Here is an 18,757-nt window from a genome sequence, read left to right on the forward strand (position 1 = left end):
CGGCCAGAATCGCGGGCGTCGCAGTCCCACGCGGATGCTTGGACAGGCTCCTAGGGCAAAGTCGAAATGCCCCGCTCGGAATGCGGACATGAGAGCACGGGCTTTGGGCCGTCGTGCAAGACTGGTATTTGGATCGCGGGGACGTCAGCAGGCCAGCCTCACACCGTTGACGAGGCAGCCGCGTAGGAGAAGCTGACAATGGGCCGCGTCGCCCAGACCGATCGCCTCTGCGAGGCACCAGGAATCCATCTCAAGACCCATGGCCGCTGCGACGCCTGAGAACCCCCCGCGGGCAAGAGGTTAGACCGCCGCACGACCCTGCTCTCCCGCAGGCTCTCCCCCCGAACCGGAGGCCGAGGGGAGAGCCCTGGGACGGCGCTGCACACCGTTACCCGTGCACCATACACATCGGTCGGAGCGCTCGCTCCTGGGTGACTCCTTTTGGGATGTTTCCCCTCGCCCGACCCCACGGCGTCGGTGTGGGCTTGTCAGTACGAGTAGCGGGTCGCCCAGTACTTGTTGCCATCCTCACCGATGGTCGAGATCGTGGCGCCGTTTCCGATCACCGTGAGGTTGATCCTGGTCAGTTGGTGGAACTTGTCCACATTGTCAACCCCAAGCCCGAACTTGCACTTGAGGGTGAACGTGGCGTTGCCAGTCTCCGCATCGAACTCATCCAACTCGATCTCCCAGCCGGCCGACATGGGGTTCTTGTCGGTTGTGGTGAGAAGGATAGGGCCGACAACGGCTCCAACCGGCACGGAGCCCGCGTAAGTGCTCTTGGTAGAATCGGTTGCCCGGATCAACTCGGCGACCGACCATTGGCCATCCCCAGCCCCGTTCCCAAACTCATCCCCGATGTCCCAGATGGCAAGGTCCCCAGTCGGCGCCGGGAGCACGAATATCTTGTCCGCAGCGTGGATGCTGGCGTTGAAGATGGCGCCCACGACGGCCTGTCGGTTGGCCGCGGAGACGCCGATCTCGAAGGTGTCCATCGCCTTCTGCACGATTTCGCCCGTGGCAGGGTTGACCTGGCTGTTTCCGGCCAGCCGCTTCGAAGTGCCCTGGTAGGCGATGCCAGACCCTGCGGAGCCCGTGCTCTTCACGCAGATGTACTTGATGCCTCCCAGCTCGATCCGGCCAGGGCCTTCGTCGGGCGACTCCACCTCGGCCATCGCGGTCGTCAGCAGTTGGCCGTAGTCGAGGGTCTTCTGAGGCGACAGCCCGGAGACTCGCTTGACCTCGCCGGCGGTCAGCAGCGCGATCACCGAAGTGCCGTCAGGCATGGCAAACCCCGTCAGGAACCTGTGCGGCGAGTCGAGCGTCGAGAGTGAAGGCTCAACGTAGAGCAGGCTCAGGCACTCCCCCAGGGTGAGCTCGCCGCCCAAGGGGTTTGCGAACACCTTGGGGTTGGGAACGAACGGCGCCAGGGCCTCGGACAAGTCGCAGCCCTGCGGAGGATAGCAGCCGTTCTTGTGGAAGTACAGTTCGAGGCCGACGCCGATCTGTTTCAGGTTGTTCTCGGCCTCGGCAATCCGGGCTTGCTGGCGCGCGGAACCGTACAGGGAGAAGCCCAGAGAGAGCAGGAGCCCCAGGATCACCACGGCCGCCACGACCTCGACCAGGCTGGCGGCAGTCTTCTTCGGCCTGCGGTTGAGGAACGATATCACGACTTCCCTCCTTCTTGCGTAGAGAGCAGCGGCGGCACCAGTGGCGAGAAAGAACCGCACTCGCGAGACACTGCGCCCGCGGTGCGGTGGATGCGACCCCCGCCGCACTCGCCACGGCAGCCGCCCCGGCCAGAGCGAACCATCTGTGCCTGTAGTAACACCTCCTTCGTGGTCGAATCGCTGTTCCCAAGTGGGCCGGGGCGGATGGCTGCCCTCCGTGGACCCGCAGCCTGGAACCCCACGGCGGTCGGCTGGGAACAGGTGGAGTCGGCCTGCGCGCCAACCCCACAAGGTCGTCCCCTGAAACCACTCAAGTTTGACACGGAACCCCCAAGCCGCTTGCGACATCGTGAGGCCGCATAGCTCGGAGCGAGCTTCGGCCTCGAACGCGCAAGAAAATACCATGCGGGTGTCGGGAGGCAAATCAGGGGGCCGTATTATTCATGTCACGCGAGATCAATGATTTATGGCTAGTAGAACTGTGTGAGGCGCGGTGGCTGGCGGGGCGCCGCATGCGCATGGCGATGGCGGACCGGGCGGCCGTTCGAGGGGCGAAGTCATCCGATGGGGCGGTCTGGTCGCCTCAAGCCATTGCCAGAGTTGAAGATAGATCAAGCAGGGGGGGAAACGGCTGGGTGGGGGGTGCGCCGGCGTGGGCCGGCGCACCCCCTGCGCAGATAGCTGGCTCAGTCCTTCAGCCACTCGGTGTGGAAGCTGCCGGGCCTGTCCACCCGCTCGTAGGTGTGGGCGCCGAAGTAGTCGCGCTGGGCCTGGATCAGGTTGGCGGGCAGGCGGCTGCGGCGATAGCTGTCGAAGTAGGCGAGGGCCGAGCTGAAGGCCGGCACCGGGATGCCCATCATGCTGGCCGCGGCGATGACTTCGCGCCAGCTCGCCTGGGCCTTCTCGACGATGTCCTTGAAGTACGGGTCGAGCAGCAGGTTGGGCAGGGCGGGGTTGCGGTCGAAGGCTTCCTTGATACGGTGCAGGAAGCGTGCCCGAATGATGCATCCGCCGCGCCAGATCATGGCCAGGTCGCCGAAGCGGATGTCCCAGTGGTACTCCTTGGCGGCCTCGCGGATGAGGGCGAAGCCCTGGGCGTAGGAGCAGACTTTGGAGGCATAGAGGGCTTGGCGGATCTTCTCGATGGCTTCGGCGCGGTTAATCTCCCAGCGGACGTCCATGGGCCCGACCAATTGCTGGGAAGCGGCGACACGTTCGTTCTTGATGGCCGAGATGCAGCGGGCGAAGACGGCTTCGGCGATGGTGGGGGCCGCGACGCCGAGCTCCAGGGCGTTCTGGCTCGTCCACGCGCCCGTGCCCTTCTGGCCCGCCTTGTCGAGGATCACCTCCACGAGGGCGTTGCCTGTGTCGGGGTCCACCTTCGTGAAGATGTCGGCGGTGATCTGGATGAGGTAGGAGTCGAGGTCGCCGCGGTTCCATTCGGCGAACACCTGGTGGAGTTCGCTGGCCGACAGGCCGAGCGCGTTGGCCATGATGAAGTAGGCTTCGGAGATGAGCTGCATGTCGCCGTACTCGATGCCGTTGTGCACCATCTTGACGTAGTGGCCCGCGCCGTCGGGGCCGATGTAGGTGCAGCAGGGGTCGTTGCCCACCTGGGCGGCGATCCGGGTGAATATGGGCTTCACGAGCGTCCAGGCCTTCTTCTGGCCGCCGGGCATGATGGCGGGTCCGTGGAGGGCGCCTTCCTCGCCGCCGCTCACGCCGGTGCCGATGTAGAGCAGGCCCTTGGCCTCGAGGGCTTTGTTGCGGCGAATGGTGTCCTTGAACAGCGAGTTGCCGCCGTCAATGATCAGGTCGCCCTTCTCGAGCAGGGGCACGAGCTTCTTAATGAAGTCGTCCACCGGCTGGCCCGCCTTGACCATGAGCATGATCTTGCGAGGGCGCTTGATCGAGGCGACGAAGGCCTTGAGGCTGTACGAGGGGAGGATGCGCTTGTTCCCCTTGGCGGGGCCCTCGACCATTTCCTTGGTGCGGGCGGCGGTGCGGTTATACACGGCGCAGGTGAAGCCCTTGCTGGCGACGTTGAGTGCCAGGTTCTGGCCCATGACCGCGAGGCCGATGATGCCGAAACTGGCCTGTGGTTTGGCCGGCGGGTTCGATGCCTTTGGCATGTGCGGACCACCCTTTCTGTTGTGGGACGGCGTGCAAGCGCCTTGCGCTTGTCGTGCCAGTATCTTAGCGGGTGGCCCGGATGGCGTCAAGTCGGGTGAGGAGCGCGAGATGGATGGGTCGGGCGTTGGAGGGACGGTCGGGCTATGGGGTGGGGGTCGGAACGCCCGTGGAGGCGCGAATCAGCTCTCGGCGCGGATCGGGGAGCAGCGACCTCAGGCGGTAGTCCAAGGTGAGTTCGACGCCGCGCCGGCGCAGTGTCTCCAGAGTCAGCACGTCACCTGCCTTCGCACAGTCGGCGATGTCCACCCGCCGCAGCTTGGGCAGAGCGGTGAGGGGACGCAGTGTGTGGAGCTTGGCGCAGGAGCGCAGGATCAGGACCTCGAGGGCGCGCAGGTCGGCCAGAGGGGAGAGGTCCGACAGCTTGTCGGTGTCTGCGATGCGGAGCGACCGGAGCTGGGGGAGGGCGGCCAGGAAGCCGAGATCGCTCTGGGCGCCTCTGCCGTTCACGGCGAGGGATTCGAGGTTCTTGAGGGCCGCGAGGGAGCTGAGGTCGGTGCACGAGGCGCTGGTCTCGATCTCGAGATGCCTGAGGGCTGGCAACGTTGCCAGCGGAGCGAAATCGAGCGACCTTGGGCACGAGAGGCGCAGCGACTTCAGATGGGGCAGACTCGCCAGCGGGTCGAGCTTGCGCACGGAGCCGGTGAGCGTGATGTCGAGGTGGGTGAGGTTCGTCATGCGGGCGATGTGCTTGAGGGAGTCGACGCGCGGCGTGTCGCGGAGGACGAGCGTGCGGATGCCCGTGAGATGGGCCAGGGGCGCGAGGGAGGTGGTGTCGGTGCCCGAATGGGCCACGAAGAGGGCCGAAAGGTTGTTGACGTGTGCGATGGGCTCGATGGAGGCACGCAAGCCGAGGAGAGCGAGCGTGTAGTCGCGTCCGGGGGGCAGGGCCGGGAGGCTGCGCAAGGAGGTGGGGTCGGCCCAGATGACCAGTGGGCTCGTGCCGTCGGCCACGGCGTGGGCCAGGGCCTCGATGCCGGTGCGGGAGCAGGCGATCACGCCGGCAAGCTGCCGCGGGCCTTGCTCTCTTCGCAGGTAGACGCGTGGGCCCTCCAGGGTGAAGTCGAGCACCGAGCCGGGCGGGTGCGCGCAGGCGGGGTAGGGCAGGTAGCCGCCCTTGATGCCCAAGGCGGGGTCGGGGACGACGGAGCGGCTGAGGATGTTGCCCCAGCCGTGGTCTTCGCCCGGCGTCTCCGGGGGAAGGGCCACGGAGCTTGCGTAGAGGCCGTCCATCAGCAGCGTGACGCCGCCGGGCGCGGCCTGCTGCACCGAGGAAAGCTGGTCGCGCAGACGCCAATCCACCGAGAACCTCTCGGATTGTCGCGCGGCTCGGCGAAGGGGCCAGAGGTCGGTGACCTTGGGGCAGTCGAGAATCTCCATGCGGGTGAGGCGGGGCAGGGAGGAGAGGGGCGAGATGTCGGTGAGGCTGGGGCACGATTGCAGGCTCACGGCCTCCAGGGTGTCCAGGGCGGCCAGCGGTGTGAGATCGCGGAGGTCCGGGCAGCCGGCAAGGTCGAGCTCGGCGAGCGCCTGAAGATGCCGTAGTGGGGTGAGGTCGGTGACAAAGGGCATGCCGTGCAGCCCGAGGGTGGTGAGCGAGCGGAGGCGTGCCAGCGGCGTGATGTCGAGGACTGCCGGGCACCGGCGGAGCGTGAGGATGCTCAGATTGGGCAGTTGCGTGAGGGGGGTGAGGTCGGTGAGCCGGTCGCAGCCGTCCAGTTCGAGGACGCGCAACTCCTTGAGGCCGGCCAGGGGCGCCAGGTCGGGGACCCGAGGGCAGGATTCGAGCCGGAGCACCCGCAGCTTGCGGAGACCTGCGAGGGGCCTTAAGTCGGCTGGGTTGGCGCCGGCGAGCCAGAGGGATTCGAGGTTCTGGAATGCGGCGAGGGGGGCGAGGCTCGTGACGGCCTGGGTGCAGTCGAGCTTGAGGGCAGAGGCCCTGTGCAGGTGTTCGAGTTTGCGAAGGTCCGATACGCCTTGAACCGCTACAGCATAGTAACGGTCGGGAGGGAGTTCCGGAATGTCGGGGAGCCCGCTGGCATAACACCATATGGTGAGAGGCGTTATGCCGATCTTGATCGCGCCTCGGAGCTCGATGCGGCCATCGAGGGTGCCCAGGCGCACGCCCGCGACGTCCTCCGTGCCGCACTCGTGGACGACGAAAACCTCGGGCCCGCGCTTGCGGAACACAAGCGTGCTGTCGCCATCATAGAGATGGGGCATCCACAGGCCGCGCTGCGACGAGATGACCATCCACTCGCCAGGGAAGACATGCCGCTCGCGCGGCCGCTTGCTGGTCGGGTAGACGGTCAGGTCGCTACGCTGCGCCGGCGGCTCAACGAGATCTTCACCGAAACCGGGCGCGCACAGGAAAGGCAGGATAACAGCGGCTAGAAGCTTCCGACCTGATCCCACTCGAGACCTCCTGGGGTGATGCCAGTGTCGCGTGATCGGCAGCGGGTGGGAAACTCAGGATCGGCTACTACTACATTGTGCCCCAAGTACCAGGGAATGTCAAGAAATTGCGCGCAGAATCCCCAATCCACTGCGGCGCCTTGACCCCGAGGGGGGACCCCGGCTAGAATACGCCCGTGGACGACCACGAGAAGACGGCCTCCGCCCGTTCCATCCTGATGCCCGCGTCGGCGCTGCGCGGGAAACGGTGGGACCCCGGCTACTGGCTGGCTGATAGGCCCACAGAGGCCGATGCGGCCGCGCTGCCGCGGGTCCCGCTGGGCTCCTTCATCGAGACCATCTGCTATGGTGCCATCCTCCCCGGGAGGCGCCCGGAACCGGTCCGCGATGGCGTGGCGATAGTGGGCCAGCGGGAGGTCAGGCCGACGGGCGTCGTGCTGGATCGCGCCATCCGCGTCGCCGAGGGCTGCGCCTACGACCCATCGCGCTGCCGCCTGAGGCCGGGCGACGTCGTGCTCGCCCGCTCTGGCGTCGGCGCGCTCGGAAAGAAGCTGTTCACCGTCTTCCGCAACCCGGTGAGGGCGACCGTGAGCTGCTTTGTGGACTTGGTCCGCCTCCAGGGGATCAGCCCTTTCTATGTGGTGACCTTTCTGCGGTCGAGGATGGGCTGGTCCCAGGTGGAGCGGCTGATGAGCGGCGTTGGGACGCCGAACCTCAGCTTCTCGCAGGTACGGTCGCTGCTGGTGCCTGTGCTGCCGGCCGCCGAACAGCAAGAGATCGAGGCGGCGTGGGCTGGGATCGGCCAGCTTCACGATGCCGGGCGGCTGGCGGAGGCGACTCGGGCGCTCGATAGCCTGGTGGCCGACCTCGAGACGCGCCTGGCCCGACGCGGCAGCCAGGCCGTGTAATTCCGCATTCGCACTTGACACGACTGCATGTCCCAGTATAATCAAGCGTTACCCGCCATAGCTGCGCCTTGAGAGTGGCGCAGCGGGGCCTTCGAACCCATTGCGCGCGGATTGGGCAACCCATGGCTGATGTGGTGATTGACCGAGTCGTCAAGGTCTACCCCGGCAACGTGCAGGCCGTGCGCAACGTTTCACTGCATATCAAGGACCTCGAGCTGATGGTGCTGGTCGGGCCGTCGGGCTGCGGAAAGTCTACCATGCTCCGCATGGTGGCCGGGCTCGAGGAGATCACGGAGGGCCAGATCTCGATCGGCGGCCGAGTGGTGAACGACGTGCCGCCCAAGGACCGCGACATCGCGATGGTGTTCCAGAACTACGCGCTGTACCCACACATGACGGTTTACGACAACATGGCCTTCGGGCTGAAGCTGCGCAAGTACCCGAAAGCCGATATCGAGCAGCGGGTGAACGAGGCGGCGCAGATCCTGGGCATCCAGGACCTCCTGCACCGCAAGCCCAAGGCTCTATCGGGCGGCCAGCGCCAACGCGTGGCGGTGGGACGCGCCATTGTGCGCAAGCCGTCGGTGTTCCTGTTCGACGAGCCGCTGTCGAACCTGGATGCGAAGCTGCGGGTGGAGATGCGGGCCGAGCTGAACAAGCTGCACCGGCGGCTCGAGACCACGATGATCTACGTGACGCACGACCAGGTGGAGGCCATGACGCTGGGCGACCGCATCGCCGTGATGAAGGACGGCACGCTGCAGCAGGTGGCCCCGCCCCTCGAGATCTACGACCGGCCGGCCAATCAGTTCGTGGCCGGCTTCATCGGCACCCCGCCGATGAACTTCCTCAAGGGCACGCTGGCGGCCGAGAACGGCCGCCTGTGTTTCGACGAAGGCAGCGCGCGGCTCCAACTGCCCGAGCGCTTCGGCCCGGCCCTCGAGAAGCGGGTGGGCCAGCGGGTGGTGATGGGCATCCGGCCCGAGACCATCTCGGTCCGTCCCGGCGACGCCGAGGCCGCCGCGGGCCGCGCCCTGCGAGTCAAAGTGAACGTCGTCGAGCCGCTCGGCGACGAGATGCTGCTCTACCTCTCCACCTCGAAGCACGACCTGATTGCCAAGGTCGACTCGCACCAGAGGGCCGAGGTGGGACAGGAGATGGCGATTGCTCTCGATGTGGCTCGCAGCCACGTGTTCGACCCGGACACGGGGGTCAACCTGACGGCGACGCACCCCACGGCCAGTGCCTGAGTGCCGCCGGGCCGGCCGGCGCCCGGGGCGGGTTGGTCGAGAGTGGGATCGTCTCCCACTCTTTTTCTTAGGGGGCTGATTCGGTGGCAGAGGGCATGTTCCTTCGGGGCACCCACTGAGGAGTGGCTTTTGAACGGCGATCTGTTGCGATTGGTGGACAGCATTCACCGCGACAAGGATATTGACAAGGAGATCATCTTCGACGCGCTCGAAGACGCCCTCCTGTCGGCGGTGCGGAAATACTACGGCCCGAAGTCGGACATCGCCGTCTTCGTGGACCGCGAGTCCGGGCAGATCGAGGCGTACGACGGGAACCAGCCGATCGACGCGCTCGACATCGGCCGCATCGCGGCCCAGACGGCGAAGCAGGTGATCATCCAGAAGATCCGGGACGCGGAGCAGGAAGCCATCTTCCGCGACTATGAGAGCCGCGTGAAGCAGATCGTCAGCGGCACAATCCAGCGGGTCGAGGGCAGCCGCATCATCATCAACCTCGGCCGCACCGAAGGCATCCTGCCGCGCAGCGAACAGGTGAGCGAGGAGAACTACCGCATCGGCGACCGCATCCGCTGCTACCTCAAGGAGGTGCGCCGCGAGGGGAGCCGCGTGCGCATCGTGCTCTCGCGGAGCCACGAGGACTTCATCCGCCGCCTCTTCGAGCTGGAGGTGCCCGAGATCGGCGAGCGCGTGATCGAAATCATGGCCATCGCGCGCGAACCCGGCTACCGCACCAAGGTGGCCGTGGCCAGCGCCGACATCAAAGTGGACTGCGTGGGCGCCTGCGTGGGCGTGCGCGGCTCGCGCATCAAGAACATCGTCTCCGAACTCAACGACGAGAAGATTGACATCGTGCGCTGGAGCGACTCGCGCGACGTCTTCATCGCCAACGCCCTGAAGCCCGCCGAGGTGAAGGACGTGGTGGTGATCAACGAGCTGAACCGCGCCCGCGTGGTGGTGCCGGAGGAGGAGCTGTCGCTCGCCATCGGCAAGCGCGGCCGCAACGTGCGCCTGGCGGCGAAGCTGTGCAACTGCGACATTGACGTGCTCAGCGAGGCCGAGTGCGAGCGCGAGCAGCAGGAGCTGGCGGCGGCCCTCGACGGCCTCGAGGGGCTGCCCGACCGCTTCCCGCAGCGGCTCTTCCAGATGGGCTACTCGGTGGAGGACATCGCCGAGGGCGCCAGCGCCTGGCGCGAGCGGTTCGACATTGCCGAGGGGCCCGCCAGCCAGATCTTCGCCCGCTGCCGGATCGCCGCCGAACAGATCGCCGCCGCGCGTGCCGCGGCCGCCGCCGCCTCTGCCGCGGAGGCCGCCGAGGCGGCCGCTGCTGCCGCCGAGGAGCCGCCCGGCACCGACGAGGCTGCCGAGGCCGGGACGCCCGGGGCAGAGGACGGCCAGGAAGAACCGCCCGCCGGCTCGGCCGGCGGAGAGGATGTCCAGGAGCCCGCTGAGGCCCCAGCTCAGGGTGGCGAGGGCCCCGAAGCGCCCGAAGAGGACCGACAACCGTTGGCCGACCCCCCAGCGCCCTCCGATGACGGCGCCGGGAGCTAGGCGAACGAAGTGGGCGGCGCCCCGCCCACCCTAGGAGGCGAAGCTTGCGTATCCGCTTGTATCAACTGGCCAAGGAACTCGGGGTCGAAAACAAGGACCTCGTGGCCAAGTGCCAGGAGATGGGCATCGAGGTCAAGTCGCACTCGAGCACGGTGGACGACCCTCAGGCGGCTAGCTTGCGTGCGGCATATGGAAGGAGCGCGACGGCGGTTGCTCCCCCACCTGCCCCCGCGCCCGCGGCGCCCGCCGCCGCGCCGCCCCAGCCAAAGCCGCCCAGCCCGCCCGCGGCGCCAGAGGCCCCGCCGCGGCCGAAGGCGCCCCCCAAGCCCCTGGTGCCCGAGGAGGACGAGCCGGCCCCTGCGGGCAAGGAGAAGATCCGCAAGCGTGCCCCCGTGCGCGAGGGGGCCGAAATCCTGCGCCGCATCGAGCTGCCGAAGTACGAGTCCACGGTGCGCGAGTACGGGCCGCACGTTCGCGTGAAGGAGCGGCGCGAGCCCGGCGCCGCTCCCCCGCCCCGACGGCGCTCCAGGCGGTTCGGGCGCGAGGGGCGACGCGGCGGCTTCATCGGCCGAGCGGCTCCGCAGATCGCCGCGCGCCCCACCAAGGTGGTCACCGACTTCCCCGTCACGGTGCGCTCGCTCTCGCAGAGCTCCGGCATCAAGGCGAACGAACTGATGGCCGCGCTCATGCAGAGCGGAGCCATGGTCAGCCTGAACCAGCCGCTGGGCGATGACGTGGTGGCGATGCTCGGCGCCACGCTGGGCATCGAGATCGAGGTGCGCCGCGGACGGGACCTTGAGGGCGAGCTGGCCGAGGCCCAGTCGGCTCCCGACCGGCCCGAGGACCTCGTGGCGCGGCCCCCCGTGGTCGCCTTCCTCGGCCACGTGGACCACGGGAAGACCTCTCTGCTCGATGCGATCCGCAAGACGCACGTGGCGGCGAGCGAGTTCGGCGGCATCACCCAGCACATCGGCGCGTACACGGTGGAGCAGGGCGGTCGCATGGTGACCTTCCTCGACACGCCCGGCCACCGGGCCTTCACGGCCATGCGTGCGCGGGGCGCGCAGGTGACCGACATTGTCGTGCTCGTGGTGGCGGCCGACGACGGAGTGATGCCCCAGACCGAGGAGGCCATCAACCATGCGCGGGCCGCCAACGTGCCCATTGTAGTGGCGATGAACAAGATTGACCTGCCGTCGGCCAACCCGCAGCGCGTGATGGAGGGCCTCAGCAAGCGGGACCTTCTGCCGGTGCAGTGGGGCGGCAAGGTCGAGGTCGTGCCGGTCTCGGCCGTCACCGGCCAGGGGATTGACGATCTGATCGAAACGCTGGCGCTCCAGGCGGAAATCCTGGAACTCAAGGCCAACCCCAAGAAGCCGGCCCGCGGCGTGGTGCTCGAGGCGCGGCTCTCCGAGGGGCGCGGGGCGGTGGCCACCGTGCTCGTGCGCGATGGCACCCTGCATCAGGGCGACGTGGTGTTGTGCGGGCAGGCCTATGGGCGCGCACGCAGCCTGCGCGACCACCTCGGGCGCACCCTCACCGAGGCCGGGCCGTCCATGCCCGTCGAAGTGTCAGGCCTGTCGGCTGTGCCGGCGGCCGGCGACACGGTGTCGGTGCTGGCCGACTACGACACGGCGCGCCAGATCGCGGAGGAGCGCCAGCGGCGGGCGCGCGAGGCCAGCTTCGCCGAGCGCCAGCACGTGACGCTGGAGAACCTCTTCGCCACGCTGGCCGAGACGGGGCCGAAGGAGTTGCGCGTGATCCTGAAGGCCGACGTGCACGGCAGCGTGGAGGTGATCCGCAAGGCCCTCAGCGAGGTGTCCACCTCCGAGGTGGCCGTGAACCTGCTCCACGCGGCCGTGGGCGGGATCAACGACAGCGACGTGCTGCTGGCCGACGCGTCGGACGCCGTGATCATCGGCTTCAACGTCGTGCCCGAGCCGTCGGCCCGCGCCCTGGCCGAGCAGACCGACGTCGAGATCCGCCTCTACAACATCATTTACAACCTCACCGACGACATGAAGGCCGCCCTCGAGCGGCGGCTCGAGCCCGAGCGTCGCGAGGTCGTGCTCGGCCACGCCGCCGTCCGCAAGGTCTTCCGCGTCTCGAAGGCGGGGAACATCGCCGGCTGCTACGTCACCGACGGGCGTGTGCCGCGCAATGCCCTGGTGCGCCTGACGCGGAACAGCATCGTGGTCTACGAGGGCAAGATCGCCTCCCTGCGGCACCTCAAGGACGACATCCGCGAGGCCGCCAACGGCACCGAATGCGGCATCCGCATCGTGGACTACGACGACGTGAAGGAAGGCGACGTCATCGAGGCCTACGAGATTCAGGAAATCAAGCGCAAGCTCTAGGCGGCCCCGGTTGCCGCCTGTCGCGCCACTGACCTCTGCCGCATGGCTTCCCTGGGGCGGGCATCTCCCATGACCGTAGGCACGCTGACCGTGAAACTGATGATCCGCGATGCCTTGTCGCTCAAGGACAAGCGACGCGTGCTCAAGAGCCTCAAGGACGTCATCCGGAACCGCCACAACGTTTCGATCGCCGAGGTGGGCGCGCAGGAGAATCGCCAGCAGGCTGTGCTGGGCGTGGCCATGGTGGGCACGGACGCGCAGTACGTGGATGGCGGGCTCGCCAAGGTGATGGACCTGATCCGGACCCACCCGGTCGCGGAACTGCTGGACTACGAGGTGGAGATCTACTGATGTCGAGCCGGCGAGCAGCGCGCGTGGCCGAGCGCATCCGGGAGGATGCCAGCCTCCTCCTGCTGCAAGAGCTTCGCGACCCCCGGCTCGCCTTCGTGACGATCACGAGGGCCGAGATCTCCGACGACCTTCGCCATGCGACGATCTACTACTCGGTGCTGGGCTCGGAGGGCAAGCGGCGGGCCGCCGAGCGCGGCCTCGCCAGCGCCCGCGGCCTGGTCCGCTCGCGGGTGGCCAAGGGCCTCATGCTGCGTGAGGCGCCCGAGATTCAGTTTACCTTCGACCCCTCCATCGAGAAGGCCGTCGAGATCTCGAGGCTCATCGATCAAGTGTCTGCCGAACTGCGCGAGCGGCATCCCACGAGCACGCCCGCTGCGGCAGCGGGCCGCGCCGACACCGCCGAGGCCGAGGATGCGGGGGAAGGGGGCGATGAGGCGGCCCCGTTCGGCGAGGACGAGTAGGCGGCCCGGACCTCCCGCCAGCGGCATCGCGGGCCACCCGGCGTTCCTGTCCCCGAGGGCATCTGGAATCCCTGCCTATGGGAACTCCTGACGTCGTGGAGTGGCGAGGCGGCGGCGTGGCATGGACCGTGGAGGCGGCGCGCGCCGAAGTGCTGCTCCGTGAGCTGCTGCCCGCGGTTCCTGGGATCGGCGGGCAGCCGGGCGTGGAGCTTGTCAAGCGAAGCCTTCAGCGGGAGGTCCACCGGGTGCGCCTGAGCGATGGTGCGCTGGCGATTGTGAAGACGTACCGTCTTCGACGCTGGAAGGACAGGTTCAAGCGCCATCTGTTCGGCAGCAAGCCGCGCATCGAGTGGGGCATCTCGCGGCGCTTGGTGGCTCTGGGCGTGTCGGCCTCGCACGCCATTGCGGTGGGCGAGCCCGTGGGCCCTCCGGAAGAGGTTGAGGGGTATCTGGTCCTTGACGCCCAGGCCGACGCGGTAGTCCTCACGTCCTACCTCGCGCCGATCCTCGAGGCCCGCAACGAGCGCCCCGCCGAGCCCCTGGGCGAGCTGGTCCGCGACGTGGCGGTCTTCGTGCGGGGCCTGCACGACCAGGGCGTGAGCCACCTCGACCTGCACGCGGGCAACGTCCTCGTCCGCACGGCGCCGCCGCCGAGCGCCGAACGCTTCCTGATTGTGGACCTCCACAGGGTGCGCGTCGGGCGCGCGCCCAGCCCCAAGCGGCGGGCGACGGCCATCGCGCAACTGCTCCAGAGCTTCGGGGCCGAGATCGCGCGCGACCCGGGGCCCACCGTGTCGGCCTTTCTGGATGCCTACCTGGACGCCGGTGAGGCGCTGCCGGGCCGCCGGATAACGCCGGCCCAGGTGGTCCGTGCCATGCGGAGCAGAGCGGCGCGGCGCCTGGCGAGCCGCGCTCGCCGCTGCCTGCGGGAGAGCACAGGGTACACGGTCGAGACCTTGTCGGGGTGGCGGATCTACCACCGGCGCGGGGTGTCGGCCGCCTCTTTGCTGGCGCTGTGGGAGCAGCACCGGCAGGCAGCCAGCGCGTCGCTCCCCGAGTGCGATGGCGTGGAGAGTCGCTTCCCCCAGGAGGAGGGCGGCAAGGTGCTCACGGTGCGCGGGTATCGGGCGCGCGGCTGGCTGGGGCGGGTGTTGCGGGGCCTCGTGCCGTGTGCGGCGGTGCGCGACTACGCGGCGGCGCATCGGGCCTGGCTCAGGCAGGGCACGGGGCCGGTGGCCGTGGCCGCCGCCGAGTGCCGGCAGGGGCCGGATCGAGGCAAGTCGTTTGCAGTCTTCGAGATAGAAGCCGACTCGCGCTAGAGGGAGGCCGCTGGCGCTGCCGTGGGGAGTGGGCACCCGCCGCGGGGTAAGTGGCGCTTGGAAAGGCTTCGGTCATCTGGTATAATCGGGCGTGTCTGCACTGGGCATGCGGCCTCCGGTGGTCGTAGACGGGCGCGCCGGCGGCTGGGCGACGCACCGCGGGCAATACTTATCAACGGGTCGGCGCGGCATGCTGAGCATCATCCATCGGTATGTGCTCTGGGAGCTTGTGCGGAGCTTCATCATCAGCTTCGCCGCGCTGGTGGGCATGATGCTCCTGGGGGCGCTCTACCGTCCTCTGCGGTTGGGCGTGAGCCTCGAGGACTTGGCCAGCCTGATCCCCTACATGCTCCCGCATCTCTATGCCTGGGTGATCCCTGCGGCCGCCTTGTCGGCATGCGTGATGTCGTACGGGCGACTGTCGGCCGATAACGAGATCACGGCGTTGTGCACGAGCGGTGTTCCGCTACGCTACATCTGCTACCCAGCCCTGGTGCTGGGGCTCGTGCTGACGAGTCTGGCGATGCCGCTGAACGATACGCTCGTGCCTCACTGCATGATCCTCAAGGACCGCGAGTTGCGGCGGATATTCTATCGGGAGCCGTTCCGCGTGTCTCTCCTGGGCCGTGAGATCACCACAAGCATCGGCGGCAGTAAGATTTATGTTGAGGCTGTGGACGGCAATATCCTGCGGAACGTGGTGGTTATCGAGCCGAAGAAGGAGGAAGACACATCGCGGGAGGACCGCAAGAAGAAGCGAGAGACCCCGTCACCTGCCGCCACAACCAAGGCGGGGACCGACGATGAGGCCAGCTCGGAGGTGAACGTCTACCGGGCCGAACGGGCCCGCTACACCTTTGACAAGGATCGGCGCAAGATCCGCATCGTGCTCGAGCACGCGCAGGTTGTGATGGTGCTGCCGGGGCGGAGTGCGCGGCAATGGATTGAGATATCCGCTGACGAGCAGGTGAAGGAAATCGCGGTCGCCGACACTGAGGTGAGCTTCGAGAAGCGCGGGAACACGACCACAGCCCAACTTCTGGCGAGGGTGGCCGCCAGGCGCCTCGAGCTTGCCACGGGCCGAGGAGCCAAGAGGTCCCTGGAGCGCGAGATCGTCCACCTGCTCACCGAGGTGCGGCTGCGCGAGGCGCTGGCCTTTTCCGTGCTGGCGCTGTGCTTTGTGGGGGTGCCGATCGGCGTGTGGATGCGGCGGCAGAGTCGTCTGGCTTCGTTTGCTGTCGGCATCCTGGTCTTCATGCTGCTTTACGCGATGATCGTGGGGGGCGAAGGGCTGTCGCTCGAGCAGCGCCTGCCGCCATGGCTGGCGCTCTGGACCCCGGACGCGTTGATGGCGGGGCTGGGCTTGGCGCTGCTCATGCGCCTGTTCCGCCACTGAGGGGAACCCGACCGTGCTGGGACGCCGCCTCGATCGCTACATCGGCCTGTTCTTCATCTGGCACTTCGTGCTCAGCCTTGTGGCCATCGTGCTCCTTTACGTGATCATTGACACGTTCGCGAAGCTCGAGAACTTCCTGGAGCAGGACACGATTCTGGCGTTCCTGCGCTGGATCATCGTCTACCACGCCTACCAGGTGCCGGCGCTTCTCACCCAGTTCTTCCCGCTGGTGACGCTGCTGGCGGGGGTGCTGGCGATCAGCCGGCTGGCGCGCTACAACGAGCTGAACGCGATCAAAGCGGTGGGAATCAGTCTGAACCGTGCCCTGGCTCCGGTGCTGCTGATCTCGCTGGCCATCGGGGGGCTGGCGGCGGCGAACCAGGAGCTTCTCGTGCCGCTCCTCGCCCCGGGAACCGTCGAGGTGAGGAGCGACGGCTCGAGGAAGGAGACCTACAAGGACCTCGCGTCGTATGACCGGGCCGCCAAGGCCACCATCTGGGTGCGCCAGCTTGCGTACTCGATGCCCGGCTTTGCGGTGACAGGGCTGGAGGCGCATCCCACAGGCACTCCGGCCTCCGGCCGGAAGCCGGATGCCCTTCGAATCCGCAATGCCACGGGCATCTGGGTCGAGCGCTCGATCTTCCTCACGGGCGGCGAGGCCCAAGACCCGCAGGGCGCTTGGAAGCCGTTCCAATACAAGAGCCTGACCACCAAGGAGAGCGCCACCACGTACCCCATGCCGCGGGAGCCGGAAGCCGGCGTCCCCGTGCGCCTTACGGGCGACCGCCTGGGCACCCCGGTGGCCATCAGCTTCAGCGCGTGGGAGCGCAAGGGCTCGCTGCGCCTGATGGTAGATGCGCAGCTCACGGCGCCATTGCGGGGCCAGGATGCGCAGGCGCCCATCGCCATTCAGGCCGCGCTCTGGCGCGACGAACCCCGGGTGTGGCTCGGGCGGGCCAGAACCTATTACGTGACCGAGACGAAGCGCGACGAGATCGTGTACGACGGCGACCCGCTACCCTTTGCCGTGCCGCCCTCGGACCTCATCAAGAGCGAGGCGGACCCGACGCTCAAGAGCTTCCGGGAGCTGCTCACGTACCGCGACTCGCCGCCGGCTCTGCGGCAGAAGCTGCTAGTCATCCTGCACAGCCGCATTGCCTTCCCGTTCGCGAGCTTCGTGCTGCTCCTGGTGGCCATTCCGCTCCTCTTCCAGCAGGAGGGCGGCAAGAGCACGTGGGTGGGCATGGGGCTGGCCCTGCTGGTGAGCATGTGCTTCTACTTCGTCAACTACATTTCCCAGCTCTCGGGCCAGAGCCCGAACGGCCTCCTCGCCGGCCTGCCGGCGCTCGCGGCGTGGCTGCCCATCCTGCTGTTCGGCATGGTGGGCATCGCGCTCATGCGCACCATGGAGACCTGATCGCCGGCGGCTGGCACCCAGCGCGGCAAGGAGCGGGCGGGAGGGGCGGCTACCCCCACATGCGAATGGGCAGGTGCGCGTTCGGGCGCTTGCGGTCGGGCGGCAGCGTGACCTTGAAGAGGCCGACCGGCTGCGGGCCGCAGCAGTGGCCGAAGAACAGATCGCCGTTGTGGTCCACCGCGCCGCGCGAGACGTATTGCGCGAAGCCGTCGGGCCGCTCCAGCACCGCCACCTCCTCGCGTTCGAGCGTCGTGGGGTCGAGGCGCCAGACCACGCCCTCCTGGTCTTTGTGGCCCTCGGGCAGGGGGTTGTACACCTTGTCGCGCCAGCGGGCGGCGACGTAGTAGAGCATGCCGTCGGCGGCGAAGGTCAGGCCGCCGCAGTGGTCGAGGCCGGTAGAGTAGGGGATGGTGGTGTCGCGCTTCTGGGTCGCGGGGCCGAGATCGTCCACGCGGCCCCAGTCGCCCTCCTCGGGCCAGATGCGCATGAGCCAGGGGTTGGCGATCCAGGTGACGGCGTAGACCGCCTTGCCGTCGGGCGAGGCGCAGGCGTCGTAGAAGACGCTGTGCCAGCCGGTCTGGAACTCGGGGTTGTGAGGGAGCACGTAGGGGCTGGTCTCCATCCTGTCCTTCTCGGGGTCGTAGCGGATGAGGCGGCCGTAGTCGGAGGTGGTCCAGACGCGGTGCTTGCTGTCGAGGAAGAGGGCCTGGGCGTTGACGGAGCCGATGCGGCCCAGGTCGCGCCGCTGCCGCCTCGCGATGTCGTAGACGAACAAGTGGTCGCGGGGGTAGCTCAGGGCGTACAGCAGGCCACGCTCCTCGTCGTGGGCGAGGCAGCGGCAGCCCTCTTTGGGGATGAGGGTGTCGGACCAGAGCACGGTGTCGGTCTTCGTGTCGAAGGCGAGCAGCGCCGCGCCGCGGAAGCACCTTTCCGGGTCGTTCCACGACATCCAGGGCGAGTAAGCGGGCCGGTCAATCGGCGGGCCGGACAGGTGGCTGGCCATGAACATCACGCCGTCGTGCATCGAGGGCGCGAAGCTGTAGTGAATCTTGCACTGCGTGGCGCGCCCGCTGTCGCGCGGGTCGTTGGCCATCACGTCCATATCGAACAGCGCGTCAATGCTGTCGGTCTCCTCGTTGTAGCGCACGGGCTTCACGATGCCGCCGGGCAGGTGCTCGCAGCAGGCGGCGGCGTAGATGCGCCCGTCGGGGCCGACGGAGAGCGACCAGCAGGAATCGGACACCGGGTGGCAGGTGAACGGGTACCACTTCACTGGGTATGCCATCGCAGGTCTCCCAAGGAGGCAACTGGCGCCGAGTGGGCAGACGGTGAGAACGTACTGTAGGAAAAAAGCGGCGCGGATGCAACGGGGCTTGGGCGCCATGGGTGCGGGCCGGAATTGTGGGTGGCGGCGGGAGCCCCGAAGGAGCGAAATAGGATAGGAACAAGACCGCCCCGCGGCAGCCCTGACAGGG

Annotated in this window: 13 protein-coding genes; 9 read left to right on the plus strand and 4 right to left on the minus strand. The window is 67.8% G+C overall.

Annotated elements, in window-relative coordinates; all coding sequences use genetic code 11:
* Window positions 1–488 precede the first annotated feature (488 nt).
* From PLE19_21700 to PLE19_21710, 3 genes are all read right to left on the minus strand, one after another.
* Entirely contained in the window at window positions 489–1,670 is a 1,182-nt protein-coding gene (locus PLE19_21700; protein HPD17561.1) for a hypothetical protein, read from the minus strand.
* Between the two features lie 686 nt (window positions 1,671–2,356).
* Complete coding sequence (gene gndA, locus PLE19_21705) at window positions 2,357–3,802, minus strand: NADP-dependent phosphogluconate dehydrogenase (GenBank protein HPD17562.1); 1,446 nt, start codon at window positions 3,800–3,802, stop codon at window positions 2,357–2,359.
* A gap of 142 nt (window positions 3,803–3,944) precedes the next feature.
* Window positions 3,945–6,275, minus strand: coding sequence for a hypothetical protein (locus PLE19_21710; GenBank protein ID HPD17563.1), 2,331 nt, complete (start codon window positions 6,273–6,275; stop codon window positions 3,945–3,947).
* 176 nt (window positions 6,276–6,451) lie between these two features.
* Here PLE19_21710 and PLE19_21715 point away from each other — a divergent pair, with 176 nt between their 5' ends.
* The 9 genes from PLE19_21715 (at window position 6,452) to PLE19_21755 (ending at window position 17,282) form a co-directional block, all read left to right on the plus strand.
* Window positions 6,452–7,183, plus strand: a complete 732-nt coding sequence (locus tag PLE19_21715) for a hypothetical protein (protein HPD17564.1) — start codon at window positions 6,452–6,454, stop codon at window positions 7,181–7,183.
* 122 nt (window positions 7,184–7,305) lie between these two features.
* Window positions 7,306–8,433, plus strand: a complete 1,128-nt coding sequence (gene ugpC / locus PLE19_21720; GenBank protein HPD17565.1) for a sn-glycerol-3-phosphate ABC transporter ATP-binding protein UgpC — start codon at window positions 7,306–7,308, stop codon at window positions 8,431–8,433.
* A 129-nt stretch (window positions 8,434–8,562) separates the two neighbouring features.
* A complete protein-coding gene (nusA, locus tag PLE19_21725) occupies window positions 8,563–9,981 on the plus strand; it encodes a transcription termination factor NusA (protein ID HPD17566.1) in 1,419 nt (472 codons plus the stop codon).
* A 44-nt stretch (window positions 9,982–10,025) separates the two neighbouring features.
* A complete protein-coding gene (infB, locus tag PLE19_21730) occupies window positions 10,026–12,338 on the plus strand; it encodes a translation initiation factor IF-2 (protein HPD17567.1) in 2,313 nt (770 codons plus the stop codon).
* Window positions 12,339–12,407: 69 nt separating this feature from the next.
* On the plus strand, window positions 12,408–12,689 hold the full coding sequence (locus PLE19_21735) for a DUF503 domain-containing protein (protein HPD17568.1): 282 nt from the start codon (window positions 12,408–12,410) through the stop codon (window positions 12,687–12,689).
* On the plus strand, window positions 12,689–13,150 hold the full coding sequence (gene rbfA, locus PLE19_21740) for a 30S ribosome-binding factor RbfA (protein HPD17569.1): 462 nt from the start codon (window positions 12,689–12,691) through the stop codon (window positions 13,148–13,150). Before PLE19_21735 ends, rbfA begins: the two co-directional genes overlap by 1 nt.
* A 77-nt stretch (window positions 13,151–13,227) precedes the next feature.
* Window positions 13,228–14,469, plus strand: a complete 1,242-nt coding sequence (locus tag PLE19_21745; GenBank protein HPD17570.1) for a lipopolysaccharide kinase InaA family protein — start codon at window positions 13,228–13,230, stop codon at window positions 14,467–14,469.
* A 91-nt stretch (window positions 14,470–14,560) separates the two neighbouring features.
* Entirely contained in the window at window positions 14,561–15,865 is a 1,305-nt protein-coding gene (locus PLE19_21750) for an LptF/LptG family permease (GenBank protein ID HPD17571.1), read from the plus strand.
* Window positions 15,866–15,878: 13 nt separating this feature from the next.
* Window positions 15,879–17,282, plus strand: coding sequence for an LptF/LptG family permease (locus PLE19_21755; GenBank protein ID HPD17572.1), 1,404 nt, complete (start codon window positions 15,879–15,881; stop codon window positions 17,280–17,282).
* Between the two features lie 49 nt (window positions 17,283–17,331).
* Here PLE19_21755 and PLE19_21760 read toward each other — a convergent pair whose 3' ends face one another.
* Window positions 17,332–18,567: a hypothetical protein gene (locus PLE19_21760; protein ID HPD17573.1), complete on the minus strand. Its 1,236-nt coding sequence runs from the start codon at window positions 18,565–18,567 to the stop codon at window positions 17,332–17,334.
* Between the last annotated feature and the right edge of the window lie 190 nt (window positions 18,568–18,757).

It is taken from the genome of Planctomycetota bacterium (assembly GCA_035384565.1).
In the GTDB taxonomy this organism is placed as follows: Bacteria; Planctomycetota; PUPC01; order DSUN01; family DSUN01; genus DAOOIT01.

What these genes read in the sequence shown, in the direction of transcription:
- ugpC (HPD17565.1), top strand. Translation starts at nt 7,306, where the DNA reads ATGGCTGATGTGGTGATTGACCGAGTCGTCAAGGTCTACCCCGGCAAC.
- gndA (HPD17562.1), bottom strand. Translation starts at nt 3,802, where the DNA reads ATGCCAAAGGCATCGAACCCGCCGGCCAAACCACAGGCCAGTTTCGGC.
- PLE19_21760 (HPD17573.1), bottom strand. Translation starts at nt 18,567, where the DNA reads ATGGCATACCCAGTGAAGTGGTACCCGTTCACCTGCCACCCGGTGTCC.
- PLE19_21735 (HPD17568.1), top strand. Translation starts at nt 12,408, where the DNA reads ATGACCGTAGGCACGCTGACCGTGAAACTGATGATCCGCGATGCCTTG.
- PLE19_21745 (HPD17570.1), top strand. Translation starts at nt 13,228, where the DNA reads ATGGGAACTCCTGACGTCGTGGAGTGGCGAGGCGGCGGCGTGGCATGG.
- rbfA (HPD17569.1), top strand. Translation starts at nt 12,689, where the DNA reads ATGTCGAGCCGGCGAGCAGCGCGCGTGGCCGAGCGCATCCGGGAGGAT.